The organism is Kitasatospora sp. Xyl93 (genome assembly GCF_055383135.1).
On sequence record NZ_AP029185.1, the window covers coordinates 4722154 to 4746508 of the forward strand.

A 24355-nucleotide genomic window follows, 5' to 3' on the forward strand; every position below is an offset into this window, starting at 1 on the left:
TGGCGTGTGTGTTCGCAAGGATGGTCAAGGGCAAATGGGGGGCGGTTCACGACCGCCCCCCATTCGAATTCTCGTTGCGGTGCCTTCCCGTCGGGGGCCGATATGTAGCCCTGCGGCGGCCGGGGCCCGTGTTCGGGTGTTAGGTCACTTCTGGGGCAACGCAGCGAGCTGAGAAGTGAGGCGCGCGATGTCCTCCTGAGCAGCCACCAGGCGGGTGTTGATCTTCTTTACTACCTCATCAGGAGCCTTGGCCAGGAAGGCCTGGTTAGACAGCTTTGCCTGTGCTTGCTCCTTCTCCTTCTCGGCCGTTGCCAGGTCCTTCGTCAGGCGCTTGCGTTCGGCGTCCACATCGATGACGCCCGAGAGGTCGAGCTGCACGTGCGCCCCAGCCACTGACAGGGAGGCAGTGGAGATAAAGCCGCTCTCGGCAGGCGTGAGGCGGGTCAGTTGCCGGATGGCGTCCTCGTGGCCAGTGACCGCGCTGTCGGCCAGATTCAGCTGGGCCGGGACCTTCTGGCCGGGCTTGAGCCCTTGGTCGGCGCGGAACCGGCGGATCTCGGTGGTCACTTGCTGAAGCGCGCTGATCTCTGCTTCTGCAGCTGGGTCGCGCCAGGCGGCGTCGGGCTTGGGCCACTCGGCGATCACCAGCGATTCGCCGCCGGTCAATGTGGTCCACAGTGTCTCGGTGACGAACGGCATGATCGGATGCAGCAGCCGGAGGGTGACGTCGAGGACGTGGCCCAGGACGGCGCGGACCGCTTCCGCCTGTTCGCCTCCACGGGCCAGCGACGTCTTGGACAACTCGACGTACCAGTCGAATACCTCGTCCCAGGCGAAGTGGTAGAGGGCGTCGGAGGCCTTTGCCAGCAGGTGCTCGTCGTAGAGGGCGTTCACCTCGGCGACGGTGGCGTTCAGCCGCGAGAGGATCCAGCGGTCGGTGGCTGAGAGCGAGTCCGTGTTCAGCGTCTGCCCACCTGTGCCTGCGGTACCGGCCGGGAACCCGGGCACCACGGTGGCACCGTTCATCAACGCGAATCGGGTAGCATTCCACAGCTTGTTGCAGAAGTTCCTGGAGCCCTGGACCCAGTCCTCGCCGATCGGAACGTCGGTACCAGGGTTGACGCCGCGGGCCAAGGTGAAGCGGACCGCGTCGGTGCCGTACGTGTCCATCCAGTCCAGTGGGTCAACGACGTTGCCTGAGGACTTCGACATCTTCTTCCCGAACTGGTCGCGGACCAGACCGGTGAGCGTCACGGTGTGGAAAGGTGGCGTTCCGTCCATCGCGTAGAGGCCGAACATCATCATCCGCACGACCCAGAAGAAGAGGATGTCGTACCCGGTGACCAGTACATCCGTCGGGTAGAACTTCGCGAGGTTCTCGGTCTGCTCCGGCCAGCCGAGCGTGGAGAACGGCCACAGGCCGGAGGAGAACCAGGTGTCCAGGACGTCGGTGTCCTGGTGCCAGCCCTCGCCGGTGGGCGGCTGCTCGTCCGGGCCGATGCAGACGACCTCGCCGTCCGGGCCGTACCAGACCGGGATTCGGTGACCCCACCACAGCTGGCGCGAGATGCACCAGTCGTGCAGGTTGTCGACCCAGTCGAAGTAGCGCGGCTCCATCTCCTTGGGCTCGATCTTGACGCGGCCGTCGCGGACGGCGTCGCCGGCGGCCTTCGCGAGGGGGCCGACCCTGACCCACCACTGCATCGACAGCCGCGGTTCGATCGTGGTCTTGCACCGTGAGCAGTGGCCGACGGAATGGACGTAGGGGCGCTTCTCGGCGACGAGCCGGCCTTGCGCGCGCAGGGCCGCGACCACGGCCGGGCGGGCCTCGTACCGGTCGAGCCCCTGGAACGGCCCGTGTGCGGTGATGACCGCCCGTTCGTCCATCACGGTGATGGACGGCAGGCCGTGGCGCTTGCCGATCTCGAAGTCGTTGGGGTCGTGGGCGGGCGTCACCTTGACGGCACCCGTACCGAACTCCGGATCGACGTGTTCGTCCGCGATGATCGGGATACGCCGGTCGGTCAGCGGCAGTTCGATCTCGGTACCGATCAGGTGCTTGTAGCGTTCGTCGTCCGGGTGGACGGCGACCGCGGTGTCACCCAGCAAGGTCTCAGCACGGGTGGTGGCGACCACGATGGACTTCTCGCCCTCGCCGTAGCGGATGGAGACCAGCTCGCCGTCGTCGTCCTGGTGGTCGACCTCGATGTCGGACAGCGCGGTCAGACAGCGCGGGCACCAGTTGATGATGCGCTCGGCGCGGTAGATCAGCTCGTCGTCGTACAGCTTCTTGAAGATGGTCTGGACGGCTTTGGAAAGCCCCTCGTCCATCGTGAAGCGCTCGCGGCTCCAGTCGACTCCGTCGCCGAGGCGGCGCATTTGGCCGAGGATCTTGCCGCCGTATTCCTCCTTCCACTGCCACACACGCTCGATGAACGCCTCGCGGCCGAGGTCGTGGCGGCTCACGCCGTCCTTGGCCAGCTCGCGTTCGACCACGTTCTGGGTGGCGATGCCGGCGTGGTCCATTCCCGGCAGCCACAGCGTCTCGTAGCCCTCCATGCGCTTGCGGCGAGTGAGGACGTCCATGAGGGTGTGCTGGAATGCGTGGCCCAGGTGCAGGGAGCCGGTGACGTTCGGCGGGGGGAGGACGATCGTGTAGGGCGGCCTGTCGCTCTCGACGTCCGCCTCGAAGTAGCCCGCGGCTACCCAGTGCTCGTAAAGCTTCGCTTCTACCTCGGCCGGGGCGTACTGGGTTGGCAGATCACGGGCACTGGAGCTGTGGTTCATCGGGATCCGGGGCTCAGTACCTGGCCTTCCGGCCAGGAAGAGGTGCCCCTCCCTCCTCTCGCTTGTTGACTACTGCCTGCCTGGCGGGTCGACCACCAGAGCGTGACTCCAGCGGTCGATCACGTGAGGCTCTGTCGCCTAGTCGGCCACGCGGACAGTTTACGGAGATCGAAACTCGCCCTCGCGTCGGGTAGCGCCACATCAATACGACTTTGGCGCAGACGTGTTGGCGGAAGTACCCGGATTCTCGACACTCGTCGAACGTACGGGCGCGGCCCGTATCGCCGTGCTCGTGTCCTCGGGGGCGCGACTAGGAGACGTAGGCGTTCAGGCGGGCCTGGTGAACGCGGTCGAGGGCTTCGGCCAGCGAAACCAGGACGCTGGTCTCCTGCTCCATGGCACGGACGTACATCCGCCGCTGATGGAGCACACCACCACGGTGCACCTTCGCGTCGTACGTCTCCGGGCCAGCCACGATCTGAGAGAGTCCCTGCTCCGACGCGTAGGCGACCTGCTCGTAGTAGACCATGTTGAAGTAGGCGAAGTTCCGCTGTGCGTAGTCGGACCAGCCCACCATCTTCGGGTAGAGCGATTCGGCGTCCGCGTACGAGAGCACGAAAGCCTCCATCACGCCGTCACGCTCGGCCACGAGGACGCGGCACCACGGGGAGAGGTGTTCCTTGATCCGCCTGAGCAAGGCGACCATGCGTTCCGCGGGAATGTCATGACCGTACTGACGCAACTGCTCGGACTGCAGTCGGCCCATCTCTGCCACCATCGCCTCGTCCTCCAGGACTTCCGGCCCCGCCCAGCGGGTCTTGATCCCGGATTCGGCGAAGACCCGGCGTTCACGCAGGATCTTGTATCGCCGCTTGCGGCCGAACGTGGCGAGGTAGTCCTCGAAACTCTTCCCGGGGACGGGGATGACGCACTGGGCTGTGACCGTGCTGGACACGTAGCCGCGCTCGCGCAGGATCTGGTCGAGCTGGCTGTCCTCGGCCGGCACGTGCATGACCGCGGTGGATCGTGCCCCCCAGTCCTGTGCTGCCCGGTCGAGTGTGTCGAGTAGTTCGTGAATCGTCTGCGCATCTGTCGCGGTCCGGATGATCCCGGGCAGGTATGCGCCGGGGAGCATGCAGACCGCAGCCGGGCGCATGGCATCCCGGAGCAGAGCGGAGGCTTCGTCCTGCAGGGCGGTGAGCCGTGCCACCTCCTCCGGGGCCACGTTCTCGTGGGCATCCTCGGGGCAGTCGAGCAACACCTCGACCGGGTCGTAGTTACGGAACATGTTCCCGTCGACCCGGAACACTGCGACGCTGGCATTGGGCTGGCCATCCGCATCATGGTGTACCGCGTACCTGGCCGAGTCGGGGCTGTCGTCCTCGGACGTCTCTACCCATTCAGGGGCGTTCAAGAGGGAACGTCGAGGATCGAGCGACCGCCAGGCCTCGGCGACGTCGGAGATGCGGGGGTGGCTGTTCAACATTCTTCTTTCCCCGGGACGTTGATGCTTCCGTTGTGGTCGGCGGCGGCAACAGCGGCGTTTCCGCCGAAGAAGCGCCCCTGTACGACTGCAAGTAGTACAGCGGCCCCAACACACACTGTCCACAGTAGAGACGGTTCCGTCTCGAACAAGCTGACGCCGAGGGGAGCGACCACCCCAGCCAAGCCGAGGCTGGCGCCGAATGCCCCCATGTACCGCCCGCGTGCTTCGGCAGGGGCCAACTCGGCGACGACAGCAGGCAGCAGTGCGGCCAGAGCGATTTCGCCAAGACTCCACACTGCCACGGAGAACAGCAGCACTGGCAGGTTGGTTGCGACTCCGGTCAGCGCGATCCCGCCGCCTACCAGCAGCAGGCCCGCGCCAAGACCCCACTGGCGGGGGATCCTCGACAGTGTCGGCCCGAGCAGTGGCTGCACCACGGCGATCAGCACGCCGTTCGTCGCCATCATGATCCCGTAGTCGAAGGAGCGCAGTCCGCTGCTGACGACCTGAAGGGGCACGGCATAGGTGCTTTGGAAGTAGATCGCGAACGCCACCAGACTGATGGCACAGGCACCCAGGAGTCCGCGGTCCTGCCACAGTTTGACCGGCTCGGCCGGGTTCTGAGCAGCCTGTCCGGCTTCATCAGGAGTGGGTGGGTTGGCGGGGACCTTCCAAAGAACCAGGCCGGCGAAGACCAGGGCGGTGGCGGCATCCACGAGGAACAGGACGGTCCAGTTGTGCGAGGCGAACCAGCCTGCGCCCAGTGCGGCGACCGGGACTCCCAAGTTGGTTGCCCAGTGGAGTAGGCCGTAGGCGCGCGGCCGGTCGTCTGCGGGTACCACATCGGCCACCAGGGCATTGGCGGCCGGGCGGTACAGATCGCTGGCGAGTCCCAGGAACACGATCAACAGTGCGATGACCGCTGTCGAATCGGCCACGGCCAGCATCAGTTGGCAAGAGGCGGCGGACGCCAAGCCGAAAACCATGGTCGGACGGCGACCCAGCCGGTCGGCGAGCAGTCCTCCGATGGGACTGCTCGCCAGGACGCCCACGCCGTATCCGATCAGGATGGGGGTCACGTACGAGCCGGATACGTGCCGGTGCTGGGTGAGATACAAAACCAGGAACGGGGCGACGAAGGTTCCGGCGCGGTTCACCAGAGTGCCGGCCCACAGAATCGTGAACGAGCTCGGAAGTCCGCCGAACCGGTCACGGATCAGGCCGCTGATCCCCCGAGGCTGCTGCAGCCCGCCGTGGGCCGTGCTGTCACCAGTCGTCATGCTCAAGTTCCTCTTACCGATGTGCGTCTGACGCCAATGCGGCGTGCCACGGGCCGAGATTCAGGCCAGGGTAGCGGAGTGCCATTCCTTCGAGAACGTCTTTGTCGTAGGCCTCGTGGCCGGGCAACGGGAAGCCGAACAGAGCCAGTTCCTCCGGAGTCGAACCGGCGACGAACTCCTGCCACTGCCGGGCCAGTCCATTTCGGACGAATGACTGGAGTCCGAGCCAATCGGTGTTCGCGGTCTTGTAACTGACGTTCATCCAGATCCGTGCGCCGCCGGGCGCGGTCAGATCGACCGCCCGATGCCACACGTCCGGTGCGTAGACGAGCAGGCTTCCGGCTGGCCCCGGGAAGGCGACTTCGGATTCGTAGAGCTCGGGGTCCGTGTCCGGCCAAACACGATAGGGAATCGGGGGCTTGTCGCGGGTCAGACGGCGTGGCACCAGACGGGTCGGTGCAAGCTCCTCCGGCACGTCGTGCAGGTAGAGGAACATCTCGACCTGCTGAGGGGGCGCGGACTTGGTCGGCACCAGCATGGTGTGCGTCGCATAGTCCTGGTGGAGAGGCTGGGCGTAGTTGGTGGCGCCCGTGTATTTGGCCCACAGCTGTGCCTGGTAGATCCGCAGATCGTTGCTGTCGAGGAGCTGGGCGGCGACCGACACGAGCGCGGGATGCACCACCAGCCGGTCGAGCGCCTGTCCCGTCCATGGGAAGTCGACCAGCCCGGCGAACTGCAGGGCGTGCTGGGACAGTAGCTGGGGGTTGGTCCAGTAGGAGTTGGCCCGGCCCTGACGGGTGATGCGGTACCGGTCGTTGCGTGCCGGATCGGTATCGGCGGCGAACTCCTCGGCCGTGGGGTAGATCTGGGGCAGCTCTGCCCCGGCGGCGTCGAGCTCGTTCGCCGAGAGGAAACCAGGGATCAGGAAGAAGCCATCCTCCCGCCAGGCTTCCAGTTGGGCCATGCTCAGCTTGGGTGTGGTGTCAACCATGATTGATTCCGATCGTTCGATGCGGACGGGTGTCAGGGGGTCCAGGCGTGCAGACGGGACAGCGTCGTCGCATCGTCGACCAGAGTCAGGGCGGCCTCGGCCGCTTCGAGTTGCTTCGGCCCCTTAGGGCCGATCACCACACGGGAGACCGCCGGGACACTGAGGCAGAAGGCAATGGCGGCGGCGGCACGTTCCTCGAGGCCCGCGTCAGCCCCGACGGCCTCGGCGAAGGTCCGGGCCGCGAGACAAAGCCCCGCCTGTACGTGTTCGGGTATCTGGCCGCGCCAGTCGTCCTCTGACTGCGGGCGACGGTCTGGGCGGGCCAGGAACCCGTAGGCAAGGGGTTGCATCGCCCACACCTCCCAGCCGGACTTCGCGAGCCGCCGTGCCGCGGGCACCGACACATGGCGGTTGACGGCATTCAGCTCGATCTGCGCCACCCGTGCATTGGTGCCGCAGGAAAGCCCGGCTAGTGCTTCCGGGAGATGGCTGGCCACACCGACCGTGGTCTGCGGCAGGTGCCATTCGAGGGCGTCGAGGGCCTGTGCCAACCGCCCGTCCTGGTACGACTCTGGATCAGGGTCCTTGATCAGGACGAACGCCGGTGACCCCACCAGGTCCGCTCCGGCGGTGATCTCCTCCAACAGAGCGGCAGGATCGATCCTGCTGACAGGTCGACCGTCCACCCGAGGGCGTCCGGGCTTGGCGGCCACCTGCCAGTTCAGCCCACGTGAGCGCTGCCAGTGGGCCAGTCGGCGGAGCCCTTCGCCGCCGCCGTATGCCGGGGCCGTATCGACGATCCTCAATCCCATCTCCCACGCGCGGTCGAAGGTCTCCGCCGCCGAATGCGCGCTCACCGGACCGTAGGCGGATGCGCTGGGGGCTGTGCCGGCTCCGGAGAGCCCCCAGGTGCCCAGTACGAAACGGTCCGCAGCGTTCATGGTGCTCACGTCGAAGAGCCGGCCGTGGCGGTCAGTGAGGCGAGGACGTCGACGCGAAGCCGAAGTACCTCATCCCGGGTCTGGCGAGGAAACTCTCCCCTAGGCGGGATCGCGGGCGGTGTGTGAATAGTCAGGGTGCAGGTGGCGTCGGCCGGGAACATCACGAAGTGGTAGTCACGCCAGTCCAGCGCATAACCGTCGCCCTCCTTGAGGACTTCCTGGGTGCGTGGGGTCAACTTCGGAGCGTCGAGCGTCCCATCGTTGTCGAACCGGAGGTGATGGTAGGAGCCGTTCAGAAGCCGGGTCGCGAAGGAACGGCGGTGGTAGTGCGGGCTGAGTGAGCCGGCTCGCCAGAACCTGAGGAAAGCCTCACGACTGAACAGGTTGATCCGGACGACACCCACCCCTTCGCGTTCCGCCACCGCGAGGAGCCGAGGGTCGACGTCGGGAGGGGTGGTCTGGTGGTTGAGTGCGACCAGTTCGTCGTCGCTCAGCGACTCGACGAGTTCGAGCGCGCCGCGTCGCCACTCCGCCTCGGCCCTGAGCCCTTCGGCCATCTGCTCAAGAAGCGGGTGCTGCGGGTCGATTCCGGCGAGCAACTCCAGGATCGGGTTCAAACCAGGAGCTCCTTCCTGCGCGCGATGACATCGTTCTGGGTGTAGTAGCGGACGCCTCCTTCTTCCTTCGCGACCGTGCTGAGTAGCAGGGCCTTGGCAAGGGAGAGCCGGGATTCCACCTGCGCGAGCTCGCGCGTCACGTCATCGAGCAGTTCGGTCGATCCGGGAGCGTCCTTCCCGAGGAGGTTGTCGACAGCGTTCTCCACAACCTGCGCGAAGGCCGTGTTGGAGATTTCCTCGAACCGGTCGATGGCCTTGGCCACTTCGGGCTTGCGTCCGGGGACTCGGCGCCGCCATTCGAAGGTGACCGACGACTGCAGGCCGGCGATCAGCGCCTGGTATGGGGCGTATCGGGCCGCAACTGTCTCTGCGACCTTCTTGGCCAGGGCGACGTTGGGGTCGAGGTATGCGGAGGAGAGCGTGTTGCCGTCGTCCTCCAGCGCCCCGTCGTGCTGGATCACCCGGTTCAGCGGTGTGCCGAAATGCGGATCGACCGCGCTGTTGATGGTGACCGGCTTGAGTTCCCCGATCTCCTTGAGGAAATCGAGGTTCGCGCGGACCTCGGCGATCGTCGCCCGGTGGTTGAACAGCATGAAGCCGGGCTGGAAGGACAGGCCCAGCGACTTGATGATGCGCACGGCCCGAGCGTTCTGCTCGACGGAGTGTCCCTTGCCGTACAGCCGCAGGGCCTCGTCATCGCCGGTCTCCAGGCCCACGAAGACATGCCGGAGCCCGCCCCGCGCCAAGGCGGTGAGGACCTCTTCCTCGACGTTCTCGGCCCGGCAGGACATGGCGAACTCCACGGGGAGTGCGAGCTCCTCCAGTCGCTCCCCGATCATCCGGGCGCGGGCATGCCCGGCCTCGGAACCGCCGAAGAACTCATCGTCGACCACGAGGAGTTCGATGAGACCGAACCGCTCGTGCAGATCCGCGATCTCGGCGGTCGTGTGATTGACCGAGCGGGCCAGCCAGCTGCCATTGGCAAGCGGGCGATCGCGCTCAAGTCCGTAGAAGCGCGGGATGCTGCAGAAGGTACACCTGGCGTAGCAGCCTCGACTGGTCGAGACACAGACCAGGCCGTCGAGATCGATGACCTCCCGGGTCAGATCTCGGGCCGGGGCCGCCAGTGCGTCCAGGTTTCGGACGCGGGGTGCCGGTTTCCAGCGGACCTCGCCGTCCCACCGTGCATAGACGCCCGGGACCAGACGAGGGTCCTCACCGGCGGCCACGGCCCGGACGTAGCCGACGAGAGGTCCTTCGCCTTCTCCGGAGACCACGGCATCCACGACCGGGGTGCCGTTGAGCACTCGGTCCGGGATGAAGGACACGGCGTGGCCGCCGATCACGATCTTGCCCTGGTAGCCGCTCTCGCGGAGCAGCGCGCAGAGGCGCGCGGTGCTGTCCGGGAAGTGGTTGAGGACGACGGTGATCCCGACCACGTCCGGCCGCAGCTCAAGGATCCGCCGGGCGGTTTCCTCTTCCGTCCAGTCGTGGAGCATGCCGTCGAGCATCGCGACCTCGAAGCCGTGATGACGCAGGGCTCCAGCGCAGTAGGCGATTCCGAGACACTCCACCGGCTTGCTGAACTTGTGCAGCACGTCAACCGGTGGGCGGACGAGAACAGTACGGGTACCCATCAGAAGACGAACTGGGTCGTGTGGCCGAGCAGGCGCACGGGGATGTTCCAGGTGCGTTCGAGGTCACCCCAGTGGCGGCCGACCAGGTCCCGGCCATGGGCGTTGAAGCCGGTGGCTGGAAGGAGGATGAGATCGGGCTTGCGCCCGGTGGCCTCCACCTGGCGGCGTAGGGATGAATCGATGTCGCCGACCGTGCACATGTCCATCACACGGATGTTGCCGCCGAGGTACTCGTTGGTCGCGATGACGAAGTCGATCCCGTCCGCGTGATCCGGGAGGTATCGCTCGATGAAGCAGCGGGCAGCCGGCAGCATCAGTGAGGACGTGACGAGCCAGCTGTGCCGCGCGCCGGCGTCCTCGATTGCGGCAGCGATTCCCGTCGCATCGTGGGCACTGATCGAAGGGGCTGTGACGACTCCGTGGGGAACCAAGTACTTGCCGATGTAGGCGCCGGTGAAGGGGTAGCGTGCCGGCAGCGTTGTATCGAGGATGAGATCGACCAGGTGCCCGCCGCGTCGGATCTGCATCTTGACCTTCCCCTTGACCAAGAGAAGGGCACTGACGAGCTCTGAACGAGTAGCCGGCGTCAGGAAGCCCACGCGTTCGACCACATCACCAGGCCGCAGGCCGGCCTCGGCTGCAGGGGAGCCGGGGATGGCCCCGATGATTCGGGCCGCCATCGGATCCTCGTAGAAGAAGTTTTCTTCGTAGGCGCTGGGGATCGCGATGATCGGAATGTTGGTCTGTTCGCGGGTCTTTTGCACCCACTCGATCACGCTGCCCCATAGGACGTCCGTGTCGAAGTCCATGGGGAAGGGGTGATCGCGAGTGAACCCGGGCTCGTTCACTCGGATGAAGGTGGGGTCGAGCTCTGCAACCGTCTCGATTGTTCGGGTGAGGTCGTCGAGCGGGAAGTCCGGAGTGGCTACCATGCTCACTCCGAAGGGAATCTCGTGCTTGCGCAATTCCTGAAGGCAGTTCAGTGCCGTCCAGGTGCGCGCGGCCTTCTCCTTCATCACCTCCTGCCGCAGCGGCTCGTCAACGGTGTTCGTCGACACCACGAAATGAACGGGCTTGAGGCCGGCCAGCTGCTCGACGATCTGGGGCGTGAGTGGATTCCCGTTGGTGGTGAAGAAGAACGGGCGATCAGTTCTCTCTCGAACCGTTCGCATGACCTCGGGAAGGCGCGGATCGACCAGGAACTCGTTGAGTTCCCATTGGGCGGAGAACAAGGCCTGCCGCTTCTTCGGCTGGTAGTACGCGAGCCGCGTATCCAACTCGTCGCGGGCAATACTCTTCTTCGCTCGCGCAATAGCCAGCGTCTCGGGGTTTCCAAAGAGGTAGCAGAAAGTGCACGCAACGTTGCATATGCGCGCCAGGTGTTCGTAGACCTCAGAGGGGTGCCCGTGCGAGGGGACTACCCAGTCGGCAGTGCGGCGCAGGCGAAATCCTGCGAGAGCCGTGCCCTGCTCCTTCTTGCGAACATCCAGAAGATTGGCGAGCAGGCCCCAGTGGCGGGCGAGCACCGGAATAGTGGGCTCGGTCTGGGAGACCGAGAACAGGGGCTGCCGACGGATGGTGGCGCGGGTGTTTTCGGTCCGCTCGGCGAGCGGATGCGGCTCGTTCACCGGACGCAACGGAAGGGGGCGGGCCGTCTGCCCCGTCTTGACCGCCGCTGGGTACACGACTTGGCCGTCTTGCAGCAGGTCGAGTTCGTCGAGGACGGCATCGAGGAGCAGGAGAAGGTAGTCGGTCCCGTCCAAGTCCGTCTCGACCGGTGGGATCGGGTACGAGAAGACGTAGTCTCCGGAGCCGTCCGGCACGCACTGCCAGTTGCCCCGTGCCGGGTCGGTCTTCGACTGCCACTCGGCCTCGAACAGCGGAATGTTGTCGTTCTCCGGGATGGTGAGATCCAGCAGCGCCGAGAGCGTTGCCGTTATGAGGCCGCCGTCTGGAGCCATCTCGGCCCATTGGAGCGGGACGTTGTCACCGATCCCGATACCGGTCGCCGTCTCATGTTCGCGGCAGCGCAGACGATATGCGGTTGGAGTGATCTTGGAGCCATCGTTGGCCTGTAACTCCGCAACTCCGGAAATCGCCTCTAGAATCGCAGTACAGTACATGTGGAAGGCGGTCCGTGCGCTGGGGAGTGCGACGGAAGGTGCGGCGTCCAGGGTCGTCATGATATGAACTCCGGGATAGCAATAGCTACCGCTAGGGCCGAGGGTGGGCGGTGCGTCAGGAGCACAGAGCATGGTTCGCAAAATGCGAGCCATTCCAGCTTCAGCGGTTTGATACGCTATGGGGGCGCCCGGCCGGGCGCCCCCATAGGCCTGAAGTGAGGGCTAAAGTCCTCTTCAGACGACGTTGAGCGTGGAGATCTCGGCGGAAAGCGACCGGGCGAGCGCCTCGGCACGCTCGGTCAGGTCCGCACGAGTCCAGCCCATCTGGACGAGGAGCGCGTCAGCCGCGGCCTCGTCGCTCAGGGCCTCCATGAGCTGCTCGACCGGAATGTCGAGCTTGGTCTCTGCGAGTGCAAGAGTCGGAGACATTTGATCCTCCCTGCGTTTACCGATGAACCTCAATGGGAACCGGCAAGCGATCGATATGCGACCGCGGGCGATCGACATACGAGCGCAGGAGCCGTGTGCTTCACGCTAGTCGATGAACTGCGGCCGCGGAACCCATTAATTCATATAGGTCGGTTCGATTGAGTGCGCACCATTGTGCGCGTTTTATCCGTTTCGGTGCAATGTGAATTGAGGGGCTGGTGGTGCAGAATTGACCGAGAGTCCGAATTGTCTCGTATATGGGCTTTATGGCACACTGGCTGATGGGCTGCTTTGTGGATGTCGACTGTGCGGGAGGTCTTCGGCGGAGCCGTGGGGGCCGCCGGTCTCGGCGTGCCTATGGGCTGGCTCGCTGTGCCTGCCGTGCGGTTGGGGTATGAAGAATGGGCGCCGCGGTGCATCAGAAGCGGCGGCTCTGGCGACTCCCGACTGCCGATCGCTGGTGGTCGGCGCGCGGGTGGGCTGTTGTGACCTTGGTGTGCGTCGGCGTCAGGTTCCGCACCTGAAGCGCCGCCGCTCGCCGCACTGGATTGGCGCTGTCAGCGGCGCTCTGACGTGGCCCTGGACGACTGCTCCATGTCTGAATGACCGCGATGGACTGGTACACCCTCCCGGCCGTTCAGCCGCACGGCGACTGAACGGCCGGGGCACGGCCCTTATGCGTCAGGTGCCCGGTGGTGGCCGACGGGTGATCTGCTGTGGTCGGATGCTCGTCGCGGCTCCGAAGACCGCCTTGAACTGCTCTTCCCAGCGCCGCTCGTTCACCCCGTGCCTGTCGTCGGTGACCAGCAGTTGTCCACCGGGCCCGCCGGGCGGCGGCAGGATGCCTTGCTGGGCGTACCAGGTCTTCTTCGCCTCCCAGCGGCACCTGTACTCGGGGTCGTTGAGGAGGCCGAGGTGCTCCCAGTAGATGGGCCGGCTCGGGTCGTCGGTGGTGACCGTGAAGTCGGGGTATCGGTTGCGTGAAGTTCCACCTTGCGGCTGGACACCTGGACACTGGGACATGTGAGCCCGGAGGAAGCAGTTTCAGGTGGGAACCAAGAACAACATGAGTAAGCGGTACACGACGGAGTTCAAGCGGGACGCGATCGCGTTGGTGCGGTCGTCGCCGCACCGGAACGTCACCGAGATCGCCCGTGAGCTGGGAGTCAGCCCGGAGGGACTGCGGGGCTGGGTCAAACAGGACCGCACCGACCGGGGCGAGGGCGGTCCCGGAGAGCTGACCAGCCCCGAGCGCGAGGAACTCGCCCGGCTGCGTCGCCAGAACCTCGAGCAGCAGAAAACGATCGAGATCCTGCGCAAGGCGGCCGCCTATTTCGCGACCGAGACGACACGGTGATCCGCTTCCGTTTCGTCCAGGACTACCACGGCGCCTGGGGCGTCAAGCGGATCTGCCGTGTCCTGGGCATCGCCCGCTCCTCCTTCTACGCCTGGCGCGCCGGCGAGCAGGCCCGCCGTGCCCGGGAACGGGCCGAGGACCTGCTCGCCGCCGAGATCACGGTGATCCACCTCGCGTCCAAGGGCGCGTACGGCGTCCCGCGCGTTCATGCGGAACTGCGACGCCAGGGCCGGGCGGTCAATCGGAAGAAGGTGGAGCGGATCATGCGCGAGCGCGGCATCGCGGGCGTCACCCGGCGCCGGCGCCGCGGGCTGACCCGCCAGGCCCGCAAGCCGGTCTTCGCCCCGGACCTGATCGGTCGCGACTTCACCGCACCGCGGCCCGGGATGCGGCTGGTCGGCGACATGACCTTCCTGCCGACCGAGGAGGGCTGGCTCTACCTGGCCACCGCGATCGACCTGGCCACTCGCGAGGTGGTCGGCTACGCGATGGCCGACCACCACCGCGCCGAACTGCCGGTGGCCGCGCTACGGATGGCGGCTGGCCGTGGTGGTCTGGAGCGCGGCTGCATCTTTCACTCGGATCGCGGCAGCGAATACACATCGAGTGAATTCCGCAGTGAGATAAGCAAGTTGGACATGAGGCAGTCGATGGGGAGAGTTGGCTCCTGTTACGATAACGCCGCCGCCGAGAGCTTCTTCGCCGTGCTGAAGGAGGAGATCGGCGTTCGGGTCTGGCCTGACCGCGCCAGCGCCCGCGCGGAGGTCTTCGCGTTCATCGAGACCTTCTACAACCGCAGGCGCCTACGCAGGCACCCTGAGTGGGGATACCTCACGCCCCTCGAGATCCGCCAGCGGCACCTGCAAGGTCACACCCTCGCGGCGTAGACGGAGAGTGTCCAGCCGCAGGGTGGAGCTTCAGGCCTCGAACCGGTCGTCGCGCTTCTTGGCGACATCACCGAGCATGACGCATGCGTGATTGGCCAGCGGGTCCTTGCAGACCGTTCCCGTCCAGCCCGTGTCGTGCCACGGGACCCGCACGGAAAGGTGCTGCACGTAGGCCATCGCTCATCCCCTCCTGCACGTGCTGGTAGCTCAGCAGCCCAGCATGGGCGCAGGCCCAAGCCCGACCCGCTGAGGGCATAGCGGTGACACGAGCGGTCTCCTGAGGCAGGGGTTATCGCTCGTTCGCTTGGAACATGCTGACACGCCACGCCGGACCGCGGCAGGATCTTCGTTGCGACTTCAGCGCGGAAATGGGGTGGCACCCAGGTTTCTTCAGCGGCACGAGTCCTGGGCAGGGTGTCATTGACACCTGTCACGGGAACCGGGTCGATCGTCGCTTCGCCTCATCCGCGATCACCTCCGGCCAGCCACCAGGATCACCGGAAGCCGGAATCAGTGGTAGTGCGGCGCTTCCCGCAGAGCGCCCGGGCGTGCCCCCTCCGGTCAGGCCTGGCTTTCGGGGCGTGGTGCGGGGAGTTCCTCGGAGGTCCACTGAAGGTGGTCCGGCCACAAGGGAACGCCGAGGGCGACCTCGAGGTCCACCACTGTCAGGAGATCAGGCCATACGGTGCCATTGAGGACGTTCGTGACGACCTGTCGGTTGACCCCGCTGCGCTTCGCCAGGGCGTTGGCGCTCAGGCCCTGGCCCTCCATGGCCTGAGCGAGAGCGCGAGCGACCGCCTGGGCGACCTCGGCGCCTCGGTGTGCCTTCATCTTGGCAAATGGCCAGTCGCCGCTGGCGATGTAGCCGCACGGTCGGGTTCCACGTCTCATTCCTCCAGGCACGCCTACCAGTGTGGCCGAGGCGCGCTCGGCGTGCGCCCCCGACCCAGGGATGCTACTTGTATAGCAAGAAGGGTCGAAGCTTGGGCGGAAAGGAGCAAAGCTGGGCGGCGCCCGGGGTTTCGGACAGGCATTCGATGGCTGGTGCCTGGGTGGCGCACCTGCCGCTCCTTGCGGCTCCGGGGCGTCAACCTGGCGCCCGATCCTCGGGGTCGCGCTCGCGGGTGATTGTCCGAAGTCGCCGCGGGGGTGGGCTCTGGCGGCGAGGGGTGGCACCCGTCGTGCACAGGAGTCCGGCCCGGGCCGTGTGGGAACTGGCACCGGTGCGGACTGCGCAGGGGCCAGGCTGCATGGCGAACGTCCACACTGCAATGCCTCGGCGCCTGCGCGCGGGCCGCTGCCCAGTCGTGCGGTCCATGTCCGCGATCTAGGATCCCAAGCGACCACACACAGGCCTCTCTCATGCGCGAGGAGTAGTCATGGCTCGTCCGCCGCAAGGCAGTCGCGACCAGCTGGCGCGGCCACTGCCGACGATTCGCGTGAAGATGTACGACCAGATCGCGATCATGCGGGCGTCATGTGAACAGAAGGCCGCGTTCGCCAGCCGTCAGATCGCCGAGATCGTCGACGTGGCTCACGAGCGTACGGGCCTGGTCATGGGCTTCCTGGTCGCCGCAGGACTCCTGACCAAGGTGAGCGGTCATGGCATCTATCTGGCGAACCCGCGCGGCGCGCGCGTCGCCGCAGCCTGGCGCCACGACGAGTTGCTCGGACGGGTTGAACTCGCTCGGAACCTGAACAAGACCTGGTACGCGAGGGCGACCTACAAGGCCCTGGAGGGCGGCTCGGGGACGCGCATCAAGGTCATGAACCGGCTGATGGGCATCGCGCAGGCACCCGAGGTCCGCAGAGCCGAAGTCGAGCTGCTCATCGAGTGGCTGCTGGAGGCCCGGCTCCTCGTCCCTGGTGCCGAGGAGGGGTACATCCAATGGAATGCCCAAGCCCTCGATCCGCACCACGTCACGCCCACCATGCAGGCCGAGCAGGAGGTCCCCTTGTTCGATGACGTCGCAGCTGAAACTGACACCGGACCAGACATCGGCCAGACGCCGCCCGGCGAGCCTCCTGCTGACAAACCCACCGATGCGGGGTCATCTCAGCCCGAGGCGGATGCCGAGGCCACAGCTGAACACGACGCCGAGGCGCACATCCCGCGCCAGCGACAGCCTGACCCTGAGCCCCCCGCACCAGCCTCCCCGCTGATCGGCCTGGCGCACCTCGCGGAGCTCACCGCCCGGCCGTTCCAGCTCCACGAACTTCTGAGCCTCACTGAGGACGAGCTGGTCACGCTGCACCGCAGCCTGCGCAGTTTCGCTGCCGTCCTCACCGCACCGAACGGATGAAGCCAGTCATGAGCGGACGACTCCTCGGCCCAGCCCGACCGCCCCCCGACTGGCCCCCCAACGATTAACGGGCCCGGCGCGCCTCGACCCTAGGAAAGTTATGGCGCAGCCGGGCCCTCCTCCTCCACCACCACCAAACCCCGTCGTGCATGGCGCGACAGAAAGTGGCTTCGGTATGCCCTCAATCAAGAGAGCTCACCGTCACGTTAGCGGCAACCTCCACGCCCTCCCAAGCCCGTCACGCCTTCGTGCGAAATCGCGCAACGTTTTGATCAGCCACTCGTTGGACGAGCTCGCGAGGACCCCATTCGACTTGTCCTGTCACGTCGCAGCGCGCGGGAACCGCGAAACCTTCCTGCGCATGCTTGGCCGCCCGAGCACGAATTCGTGCTGCGTGCCCGAAGCGCGCTCGAGCGCGGGGGTGGCCGCCGATGCCTGATGCCAGCATCCGCACTGCGGTCTGCCTCGTCGCCAGGGCCTGGGACCGCAAAGCCTCCCAAGGCCTCCTGCGGCGGCAGAGCCTGGACAAACTGATCACCGTCAGCGAGCGGTTCCTCAAGTTCGCCGACGCACTCGACATCTCCCGGATGAAGGATGTCGACGAGCACCTCCTCCAGGCGTTCATCGATGCCCCCGGCCGGGACCGCCGCGGCCGCATCAGTGCCGAAGGTCCCGCTGATTCGACCCGACGCAGCCGGCGCTGGACCCTGTCCCTGTTCTGCGCCGAGGCGCGCCGCCTGAGCCTGACCACTCTTTCCCCGATCCTGGACACCCCGGCCATAGCGCGCACCACCGTAGCCGGCCGCTGCGACCTCACCCCGGACGACATCCGCACCCTGTGCTTCCACGCCGAACGGGGCATGCCCCATACCCGCCACGCCAGCGTCCTTGCCCTCCTCCTCGCCGGGCTGGGCACCGGCGAAATCGGACCGGCCAATACCGCGGACCTCGACCTGGAACACAACCGCGTCTGGGCCAGCGGAACCCAGCAACTCGCTGCCCGCTTCTGTCCCTTGGACGACTGGTCCTGTACCGTCCTGGAACTGCGCGCCACTCACGTGCACCGTCGCGCCGGCACACAGGCGCCGATCCCGCTCACCGTCCACTCGGCCACCAGCGACTACACGACCCAGGCCAGCATCTGCACCACCTTCGCTGACATCTCCCGCCGCAGCGGGGTGCTGTCCAACGGGCACCGCGCCAAACCCCGCGACATCACCTCCTACATCGCGGCACAGACACTCGCCGACACCGGCCAGATCACCCAGGTCGCTCTCCGGCTCGGCGTCGCTTCCCTCGACGTCGCCGCCCAGCGTGCAGGCCTCCGCTGGGACCAGAACCGAGGCCAGCGATGACCCCCACCCCGAAGACACCTGCTGGCCGGCCCCAGTCCACCCCGTCCAAGGCCACCGCCCGCCCGGCCCCGTCCACGAAAACGTCCGCCAGCACCGGCAAGACCAAGAAGACCAAGCCCTACACGATCGGGCCCACCCCCGACGACGTCTTCGGATCCGCCGTCGACCAACCCGAGCCTCGAGGGCCACAAGCACCCCACATCACGCCCGACCGGCGCTTCACCGCGCTGACACACAATCAGCGGCTCTACCAGGTCGCGGCGGCCGTGCTGCCGGCGAAGCCAGAGGGCAGCAGCGGGCGACCTCCACTCTTCCCGCCTTATATCTACCTTCTGTTCGCTGCCAGCATCTCCATCTTCGGCTCCGCCCGCAGCACCCAGGCCCACCTGCGACAACCCCTGTTCTGGGGCATCCTCAAGGCAGGGGTCACCGCATGCCTTGGCACGGAGGAGGCCGACCGCCTCCCGGACGCCGGACCGACCTCGAGCCAGTGGTACTACTACCGCCTCAAAATGCTCGACTTCGTGTCCCACCTCCGCGAAGCCAGCCGCGACGCATGGATCGTCCAGGCCTTCGACGTCGGCCTGCTCAGCACGAACGGCCCCCGCGGGAGCTGGGTCTGCCCCCACCGCAGCCAAGTCATCCACGGCGACGGAACGGTGATGAAGCCCCCCACCGACCAGACAGAGCCCGTCACGGTGGACGAAGAGACCGGAGAAATCCGCAACCACCACATCGACCCGGATGCCAGCATCCAAACGGAAGGAGGCGGCCGCCAGGTATACGGAAACAAATACATCACCATTGCCACACGGCTGGCCAGAACCCCCCACAGTCGCATGATCCTCAACGTGGACGCCGTCCGACACCGAGCCAAGCACCTCGACCCCGAAAAGCTCGACGAAGCCGCATCGGCCGTCAAGATCGCCACAGAGGTCCTCGAGGCCGCCCCAGGTGTCAAAGCCATCACCTACGACACCGCACTCCGCGGCGTCCACCGCGCGCCCCTCATCCGCCAAGGCGTCGTCGTCTTCACTCGCCAGCACGATGGAATTAACCCCCACGAAGTCGAGGAATTCCGAGAAGGGAACTGCAGGCACTCGCTCTACGCGGCCGCCGGACGCGTATGCGAACGCCAGATCACCGTCGACGGAAAGACCCTCTACACGCCCCTGCCGGTCCGTGAGCTCGAAGTTCGAGGAAGGGGAAAGATCCGCTTCTACCACCGCATTGAAATCCCCTGCTCGAAAGGGAAGCACATCACCCGCATCCGCGTGGACGAAACTCAGGAAGACCAGGAAGCGGATGCAAACGGACAGGGCATGAAATTCAATCGGACCGAACACCTCCGGCAGGTCCCCCCGGAAACACCCGCCGGCCGGCGTCTACTCGGATTCCGACAGGACAGCGAATCCACCAACTCCCGACTCGACCAGGCCTTCCCCCACGGAAGGCTGCCCGCGTACGGTTCGAAAGCAGGCCTGCTCATCGTGATCGGCTTCGCCTGGGCCCAGAACGCGCTGACCTACGCACTCCACCGATTCCGCACGTAGCCAGGGCCACATGCGTCGAGGCTGAGCCGGCTCCGCCCCTGCCCCTGGCCTCGAAGCACACGCCAGGGCCCTCACGACCTGCAAGATCACCGCAACTGGCCCGACTCGCGCACGGTCGCGTGACGAGGCGCTACACTGTGGCACGTGCGACCATCGTGGGGGTCGCACGTGCTGGATCTAACGGGCATAACTGCAGCGAGATGACTCTGGAGAAATCCGAAGGAATTTCAGACACGTTTTCCGATAGATCCCCGCCTCAGTAGCTCAGGGGATAGAGCACGGCTCTCCTAAAGCCGGTGTCGCAGGTTCGATTCCTGTCTGGGGCACAACGAACACGCAGGTCACAGGCCCTCCGCCCGCACAGGGTGGGAGGGCCTGCGGCATTTCCGGGGCCGTCGCGGCGCGCCGGTGCGACCGGCGTCGGGGGTGGTGTACCTCCCGAGGAGGAGACGTCGGGGGCGGCCGTCCGCCCACGGAGTGATCATGAAGCAGACCTCGTGCTGACGGGCCGTGGCCACGGCGCTCCTAGGCTCGACGGGACCCCTGCCGGAGCACCGTTCCCGGTCAGGGCGGACGAGTCGGGGAACCATGACGACGTACCGATACACCGTGGCCGAGCTGCGCGGCCAGCTGCGCCAACTGCTCCTGAGCGGTGCCGCGATCGCGCTGGGGGTGGCCTTCCTGATCGCCTCCGTCAGCGGCAGCGGGGCGCTGGTGGACTCCTACCGCCAGACCGCGGCCGCCGAGGTCGGCCCCGGCGACGTCCAGGTGACCGGGAAGGCCCCGGACGGCGGACTGGACGCGGCCGCCGTGGAGCGGGCGCGGCGGACCGCCGGGGTGGCCGCGGTGGCTCCGCGGCTGACCGGCAAGGGCGGCGTGCTGGCGGCCGACGGGCGGCCGCTCGACCGGACCGCCGCCGTCAGCGCCGTCGCCGAGGACCCGGCGCTGCGCTGGCAGCTGCTCGCGGACGGCCGCTGGCCCGTCGCCCCCGGCGAGGTGCTGCTCGACACCGCGACCGCGCACCGGCTGGACGCCGTCGTGGGCGCCGAGGTGCACCTGACCCGGGCCGACGGCAGCGCCGCCACCGCCCGGCTGGTGGGCACCCTGGACGAGCGGGGCGCGCCGAGCCTCGCCGGAGTCCCGGTCATCGGCGTCCCGGCCGGCGCGGTCGCCGGTTACGCGACCGGTGTCACCACCGACCGACTCGACGTCAGGGTCGCCCCCGACGCCTCCCGGACCGGGACCGTCGAAGCCCTGCGCGCCACCCTCGGCGCCGGCGCCCAGGTGCACACCCGCGAGGCCTCGGTCACCGAGGCGACCCGGCAGAGCGGCACCATGTACGGCGTCGTGCTGATCGCGGCACTCTCGTTCGTCCTGATCGCGCTCGCGGTGGCCCGGATGGTGGTCGGCAACACCTTCACGGTGGTGCTCGCCCAGCGGACCCGCCAGCTCGCCCTGCTGCGCTGCGTGGGCGCCGACCGGCAGCAGTTGCGCCGGCTGATCCGCCGCCAGGGGCTGCTGCTCGGGATCGGCGCCTCGGCCGCGGGCGTGCTGCTCGGGGTCGCCCTCGGCGCGCTCGGCACCGCCGTGGTCGGCGGACTCGACCTCGGGCCGGTGCACCTGTCGCTGATGCCCTCCCCGCTGACCTGCCTGCCGGCCGGGCTGTTCGGCGTCCTGCTGACCCTGCTGGCCGTCCGCGGCCCGGCGAAGGCCGCCGCGGCCGTGCCGCCGATCGCCGCACTCGGCGGTAGCCCCGCGCCGGCCGGCGGGGCGGCCAGGGTGCGCGCCGCGGTGTGGACGTCAGCACTGCTGCTCGCGGGCACGGCGCTGCTGGTGGCCGGGGCGACGATCCCGCCGCCGCTGTCGCTGCTCGCCGTCACCGTCGGGGCGATCGCCAGCTTCTTCGGGGTGCTGCGGCTCTCCCACCGGGTGCTGCCCGCGGTCGTCGCCCTCCTGGGCCGGCCCGCCCGGAAGCTCGGCGGCACGGCCGGGCGGCTCGCCACCCAGCAGCTGCGGCTCAACCCCGGCCGCACCGGGGCCACCGGCGCGGCGCTGCTGCTCGGCGTGACCGTGATGGTCGGCGCGGTCACCGCGCTGGACCTCACCTCCCGGTCGCTGGTGCCCGCGATCTCCGCGCGCCAGCCGGGCGTCTTCTCGGCGGCCGCCACCGGCGGCGGCGCCCTGCCCGCCGGGACGCTCGGCGCGCTCGGCGCCGAACGCGGGCTGACCGTCACCCCGGTCCGCTCGGCCACCGTCGACCTCGACGGTCGGCCCACCGTGGTCGCCGCCGTCGACCCGACCCGGCTCAACTCCTCGACGGACGACGTGGACCGGGCCCGGGCGCTCACCGAGGGCACCGCGCTGAGCGGGCTCGGCGAGACCGGGGTGCGGCGGGTCGGCGGCGTCGAACTGCGGCTCCAGGCGGGCCGCAGCACCCTGCCGTTCACCCTGCAGAGCGGCGCCACCCTGCTGGTGACGCCCGCGACCCTGGACCGCCTCGCCCCCGCCGCGCCCGTCACCACCGCCTGGATCAGCCCGGCGGCCGGCGACGACCGGCCGACCGCCCGCCGCGCCCTGGACCGCGCCCTCGCCGACCACCCCCAGGTCGCCGTCACCGACACGGCCGCCCAGGCGGACACCCTGGGCTCCCTGCTGGACCGGCTGACGGCCGTCAGCATGGCCCTGCTGTCCTTCTCCGTCGCCATCGCGGGCCTCGGCGTCGCGGCCACCCTGATGCTCAGCATCAGCGAACGATCCCGCGAGATCGGCATGCTGCGCGCGATCGGGATGTCGCGCGAGCAGCTGCGCCGGATGCTCACCCTGGAGGCACTGCTGCTCTCCCTGGCCGGCGCGCTGGTCGGGACCGCCCTGGGCGCCGCCTACGGCTGGGCGGCCGCCCGCTCGATCACCTCGACGGTGGGGACGGTGGGCGCCCCGCCCGTCCTGCCCGTGCTGGCCGCCCTGGGCCTGACCGTCCTGGTCGGGCTGGCCGCCGCGGTGCTCCCGGCCCGCCGGGTCGGGCGGATGAGCGCGGTGGCCGCGATGCGGGCCTCCTGAGCCGGGTGTCGTGAGCCGGGTCTTCCGAGCCGGGTCTTCCGAGCCCGCGGTGCCGGCTGTGCCGCCAGCCCAGGGCGAACCGGGTCCGGGGTGCGGTCGGCCGGGCGAGGGTGAGATCGGCGAGGAGGGTCTCGGCCTCGCGGGTGCTGCGCGGGACGGCCGGGTCGACGTCGACGACGAGGAGTTGGCGCCGGTCCTCGCCCGCCCCGGCGATCAGCCGCCGGTCAGGCCCCCGGACGGCGCTGTCGGACCGGCCCGCACACCCGTCGCGACGGCCCGCAGCGGCCGTCGACGGCTGACGGGGTGACGGGTCCTCAGGGGGCGGTCCTCGGGTGCCCCGGGCGGCGGGGCCGGTCGGCCTGGTCGCCCAGGGGTTCCTCCCGGGGGCCGTGCGGCCCGTCCTCGTCCAGCGGGGTGGCGGGGTGCGGGGCCTGCCCGGTCGACACGACGACCCGCTGCACCCGGGGTCTGGTGCGCCAGTTGACCCGCCGCACGTCCCGGGCCAGCGCGCCGGGGCGCCAGACCTGGATCACCGCGGTCACGGCGCCCAGCACGATCCCGGCGGCCAGCCAGCCGCCCAGCACGTCGCTGGGCCAGTGCACCCCGAGCGCGACCCGGGTCCAGCCGATGGTCAGCACCGCGGTCGCCGCCACCACGCAGGCGGCGGTCCGGCCGCGCCGGCGGACCCGGTACCAGAGCAGGCCGACCAGGACGGCGCAGGTGATCGCCGAGGCCATGGCGTGCCCGGAGGGGAAGGCCGGGCTGCCGGCGTGCGAGACCGGGTCGGTGAAGGAGGGGCGGCCGCGTTCGAAGGCCAGCTTCAGCGCCCACTGGGCGCCCCAGCCGACCAGGGCCTGGGCGGCCACCCAGCCGGCCAGCACCCGGGCGCCGATCAACCAGAGCCACCCGGCCGCGATCCCGAGGAGTGCACGCATCGTGACGGTGCCGCCGATGTCCGAGAGCGTCTGCACCGCGGCGGTCCAGATCGGGTGCCCCCGGGCATAGGTGTGGAGGTCGCCGACCCACTCCTGGTCGAAGCTGGCCAGCGGGCCCCAGCGGCCGGTGACCAGGACTGCCAGCAGGCCGAACAGCGCGGCACAGCCCAGCGCGAGTGCGGTGTCCCGAAGGAGACTGCGATTACGCGCAGTGAGGTGCGTCGTGCTGTTGGTCAGGTGCATGGCTGACACCTTCCCAGTGTCCCGCGCCGAGCAAGAGCCGCAGTGATAGCGATTCGGCATCTTTTGTGGGGAGAACCTGCGCGCACCGGAGCGGGGCGTGCTCGGGAGACGGCGCGCACGGGGAACGCCGGCGGCCGTTCGCGGGTTCAACGAGTAGGCGGCGGCCCAGTGTGGGCCGGGTGAAGAAATCGCCCCCGAACCGGTCGCCCGATGGCACGGGAAGTATTCGGCCGGTCACCCGCTGTCCATGACCGGGGTGAAAACCGGCAGGATACTGCATCGCCGGGAAGAATCTGAGTGACTTGGGAATGTTGTCCGGATTCTGTTCGTTGGATCGTTACGTGTGAGGCCCCAGGGCCCGCACTTCTTGCCCT

The 24355-nt window shown here is 67.9% G+C and carries 19 protein-coding genes and 1 tRNA gene; 7 read left to right on the plus strand and 13 right to left on the minus strand.

Features of this window, described 5'->3' with window-relative positions; genetic code table 11:
• Positions 1-144: 144 nt before the first annotated feature.
• The 10 genes from ACZ5GH_RS21205 to ACZ5GH_RS21250 form a co-directional block, all read right to left on the minus strand.
• Positions 145-2787 (minus strand): valine--tRNA ligase, encoded by a 2643-nt coding sequence (locus ACZ5GH_RS21205; protein ID WP_464335014.1) that lies wholly within the window; start codon positions 2785-2787, stop codon positions 145-147.
• A 310-nt stretch (positions 2788-3097) separates the two neighbouring features.
• The gene (locus ACZ5GH_RS21210; protein ID WP_464335015.1) at positions 3098-4273 is read right to left on the minus strand and encodes a GNAT family N-acetyltransferase; all 1176 of its coding nucleotides are present in this window, start codon (positions 4271-4273) and stop codon (positions 3098-3100) included.
• Positions 4267-5553: an MDR family MFS transporter gene (locus ACZ5GH_RS21215; RefSeq protein ID WP_387749396.1), complete on the minus strand. Its 1287-nt coding sequence runs from the start codon at positions 5551-5553 to the stop codon at positions 4267-4269. The genes ACZ5GH_RS21210 and ACZ5GH_RS21215 overlap by 7 nt, the downstream gene beginning before the upstream one ends.
• 13 nt (positions 5554-5566) lie before the next feature.
• Complete coding sequence (locus ACZ5GH_RS21220; RefSeq protein WP_387749399.1) at positions 5567-6544, minus strand: phytanoyl-CoA dioxygenase family protein; 978 nt, start codon at positions 6542-6544, stop codon at positions 5567-5569.
• Positions 6545-6576: 32 nt separating this feature from the next.
• Positions 6577-7485 carry an aldo/keto reductase gene (locus ACZ5GH_RS21225; RefSeq protein WP_387750565.1) on the minus strand — a complete coding sequence of 303 codons (909 nt, stop codon included), beginning with the start codon at positions 7483-7485 and terminating at the stop codon, positions 6577-6579.
• 5 nt (positions 7486-7490) lie between these two features.
• Positions 7491-8102 (minus strand): hypothetical protein, encoded by a 612-nt coding sequence (locus ACZ5GH_RS21230; protein ID WP_387749401.1) that lies wholly within the window; start codon positions 8100-8102, stop codon positions 7491-7493.
• On the minus strand, positions 8099-9700 hold the full coding sequence (locus ACZ5GH_RS21235) for a B12-binding domain-containing radical SAM protein (protein WP_464335016.1): 1602 nt from the start codon (positions 9698-9700) through the stop codon (positions 8099-8101). The genes ACZ5GH_RS21230 and ACZ5GH_RS21235 overlap by 4 nt, the downstream gene beginning before the upstream one ends.
• Before the next feature lie 38 nt (positions 9701-9738).
• Complete coding sequence (locus tag ACZ5GH_RS21240) at positions 9739-11922, minus strand: radical SAM protein (RefSeq protein WP_464335017.1); 2184 nt, start codon at positions 11920-11922, stop codon at positions 9739-9741.
• 174 nt (positions 11923-12096) lie between these two features.
• Positions 12097-12291 carry a hypothetical protein gene (locus ACZ5GH_RS21245; RefSeq protein WP_464335018.1) on the minus strand — a complete coding sequence of 65 codons (195 nt, stop codon included), beginning with the start codon at positions 12289-12291 and terminating at the stop codon, positions 12097-12099.
• A 681-nt stretch (positions 12292-12972) separates the two neighbouring features.
• Positions 12973-13314, minus strand: coding sequence for a hypothetical protein (locus ACZ5GH_RS21250; RefSeq protein ID WP_464335019.1), 342 nt, complete (start codon positions 13312-13314; stop codon positions 12973-12975).
• A gap of 25 nt (positions 13315-13339) precedes the next feature.
• Between ACZ5GH_RS21250 and ACZ5GH_RS21255 the strand changes: the two genes are divergently transcribed.
• Both ACZ5GH_RS21255 and ACZ5GH_RS21260 read left to right on the plus strand, forming a co-directional pair.
• The gene (locus tag ACZ5GH_RS21255; RefSeq protein ID WP_464335020.1) at positions 13340-13648 is read left to right on the plus strand and encodes a transposase; all 309 of its coding nucleotides are present in this window, start codon (positions 13340-13342) and stop codon (positions 13646-13648) included.
• On the plus strand, positions 13645-14535 hold the full coding sequence (locus tag ACZ5GH_RS21260) for an IS3 family transposase (RefSeq protein ID WP_464335021.1): 891 nt from the start codon (positions 13645-13647) through the stop codon (positions 14533-14535). Before ACZ5GH_RS21255 ends, ACZ5GH_RS21260 begins: the two co-directional genes overlap by 4 nt.
• A gap of 30 nt (positions 14536-14565) precedes the next feature.
• On the opposite strand, the gene ACZ5GH_RS21265 is transcribed toward ACZ5GH_RS21260, so the two are convergent.
• On the minus strand, positions 14566-14712 hold the full coding sequence (locus ACZ5GH_RS21265) for a hypothetical protein (RefSeq protein WP_464335022.1): 147 nt from the start codon (positions 14710-14712) through the stop codon (positions 14566-14568).
• 384 nt (positions 14713-15096) lie between these two features.
• Positions 15097-15306 (minus strand): helix-turn-helix domain-containing protein, encoded by a 210-nt coding sequence (locus tag ACZ5GH_RS21270; protein ID WP_464335023.1) that lies wholly within the window; start codon positions 15304-15306, stop codon positions 15097-15099.
• A gap of 608 nt (positions 15307-15914) precedes the next feature.
• Here ACZ5GH_RS21270 and ACZ5GH_RS21275 point away from each other — a divergent pair.
• From ACZ5GH_RS21275 to ACZ5GH_RS21295, 5 genes are all read left to right on the plus strand, one after another.
• On the plus strand, positions 15915-16838 hold the full coding sequence (locus ACZ5GH_RS21275) for a hypothetical protein (protein WP_387749415.1): 924 nt from the start codon (positions 15915-15917) through the stop codon (positions 16836-16838).
• 431 nt (positions 16839-17269) lie between these two features.
• Positions 17270-18193, plus strand: coding sequence for a hypothetical protein (locus ACZ5GH_RS21280; RefSeq protein ID WP_387749416.1), 924 nt, complete (start codon positions 17270-17272; stop codon positions 18191-18193).
• Positions 18190-19746 carry a hypothetical protein gene (locus ACZ5GH_RS21285; protein ID WP_464335024.1) on the plus strand — a complete coding sequence of 519 codons (1557 nt, stop codon included), beginning with the start codon at positions 18190-18192 and terminating at the stop codon, positions 19744-19746. The genes ACZ5GH_RS21280 and ACZ5GH_RS21285 overlap by 4 nt, the downstream gene beginning before the upstream one ends.
• 253 nt (positions 19747-19999) lie before the next feature.
• Positions 20000-20072, plus strand: a tRNA-Arg gene (locus ACZ5GH_RS21290).
• Positions 20073-20334: 262 nt separating this feature from the next.
• Positions 20335-22803, plus strand: coding sequence for an FtsX-like permease family protein (locus ACZ5GH_RS21295; RefSeq protein WP_464335025.1), 2469 nt, complete (start codon positions 20335-20337; stop codon positions 22801-22803).
• A 314-nt stretch (positions 22804-23117) separates the two neighbouring features.
• Here ACZ5GH_RS21295 and ACZ5GH_RS21300 read toward each other — a convergent pair whose 3' ends face one another.
• The gene (locus ACZ5GH_RS21300; protein WP_387749424.1) at positions 23118-23981 is read right to left on the minus strand and encodes a phosphatase PAP2 family protein; all 864 of its coding nucleotides are present in this window, start codon (positions 23979-23981) and stop codon (positions 23118-23120) included.
• Between the last annotated feature and the right edge of the window lie 374 nt (positions 23982-24355).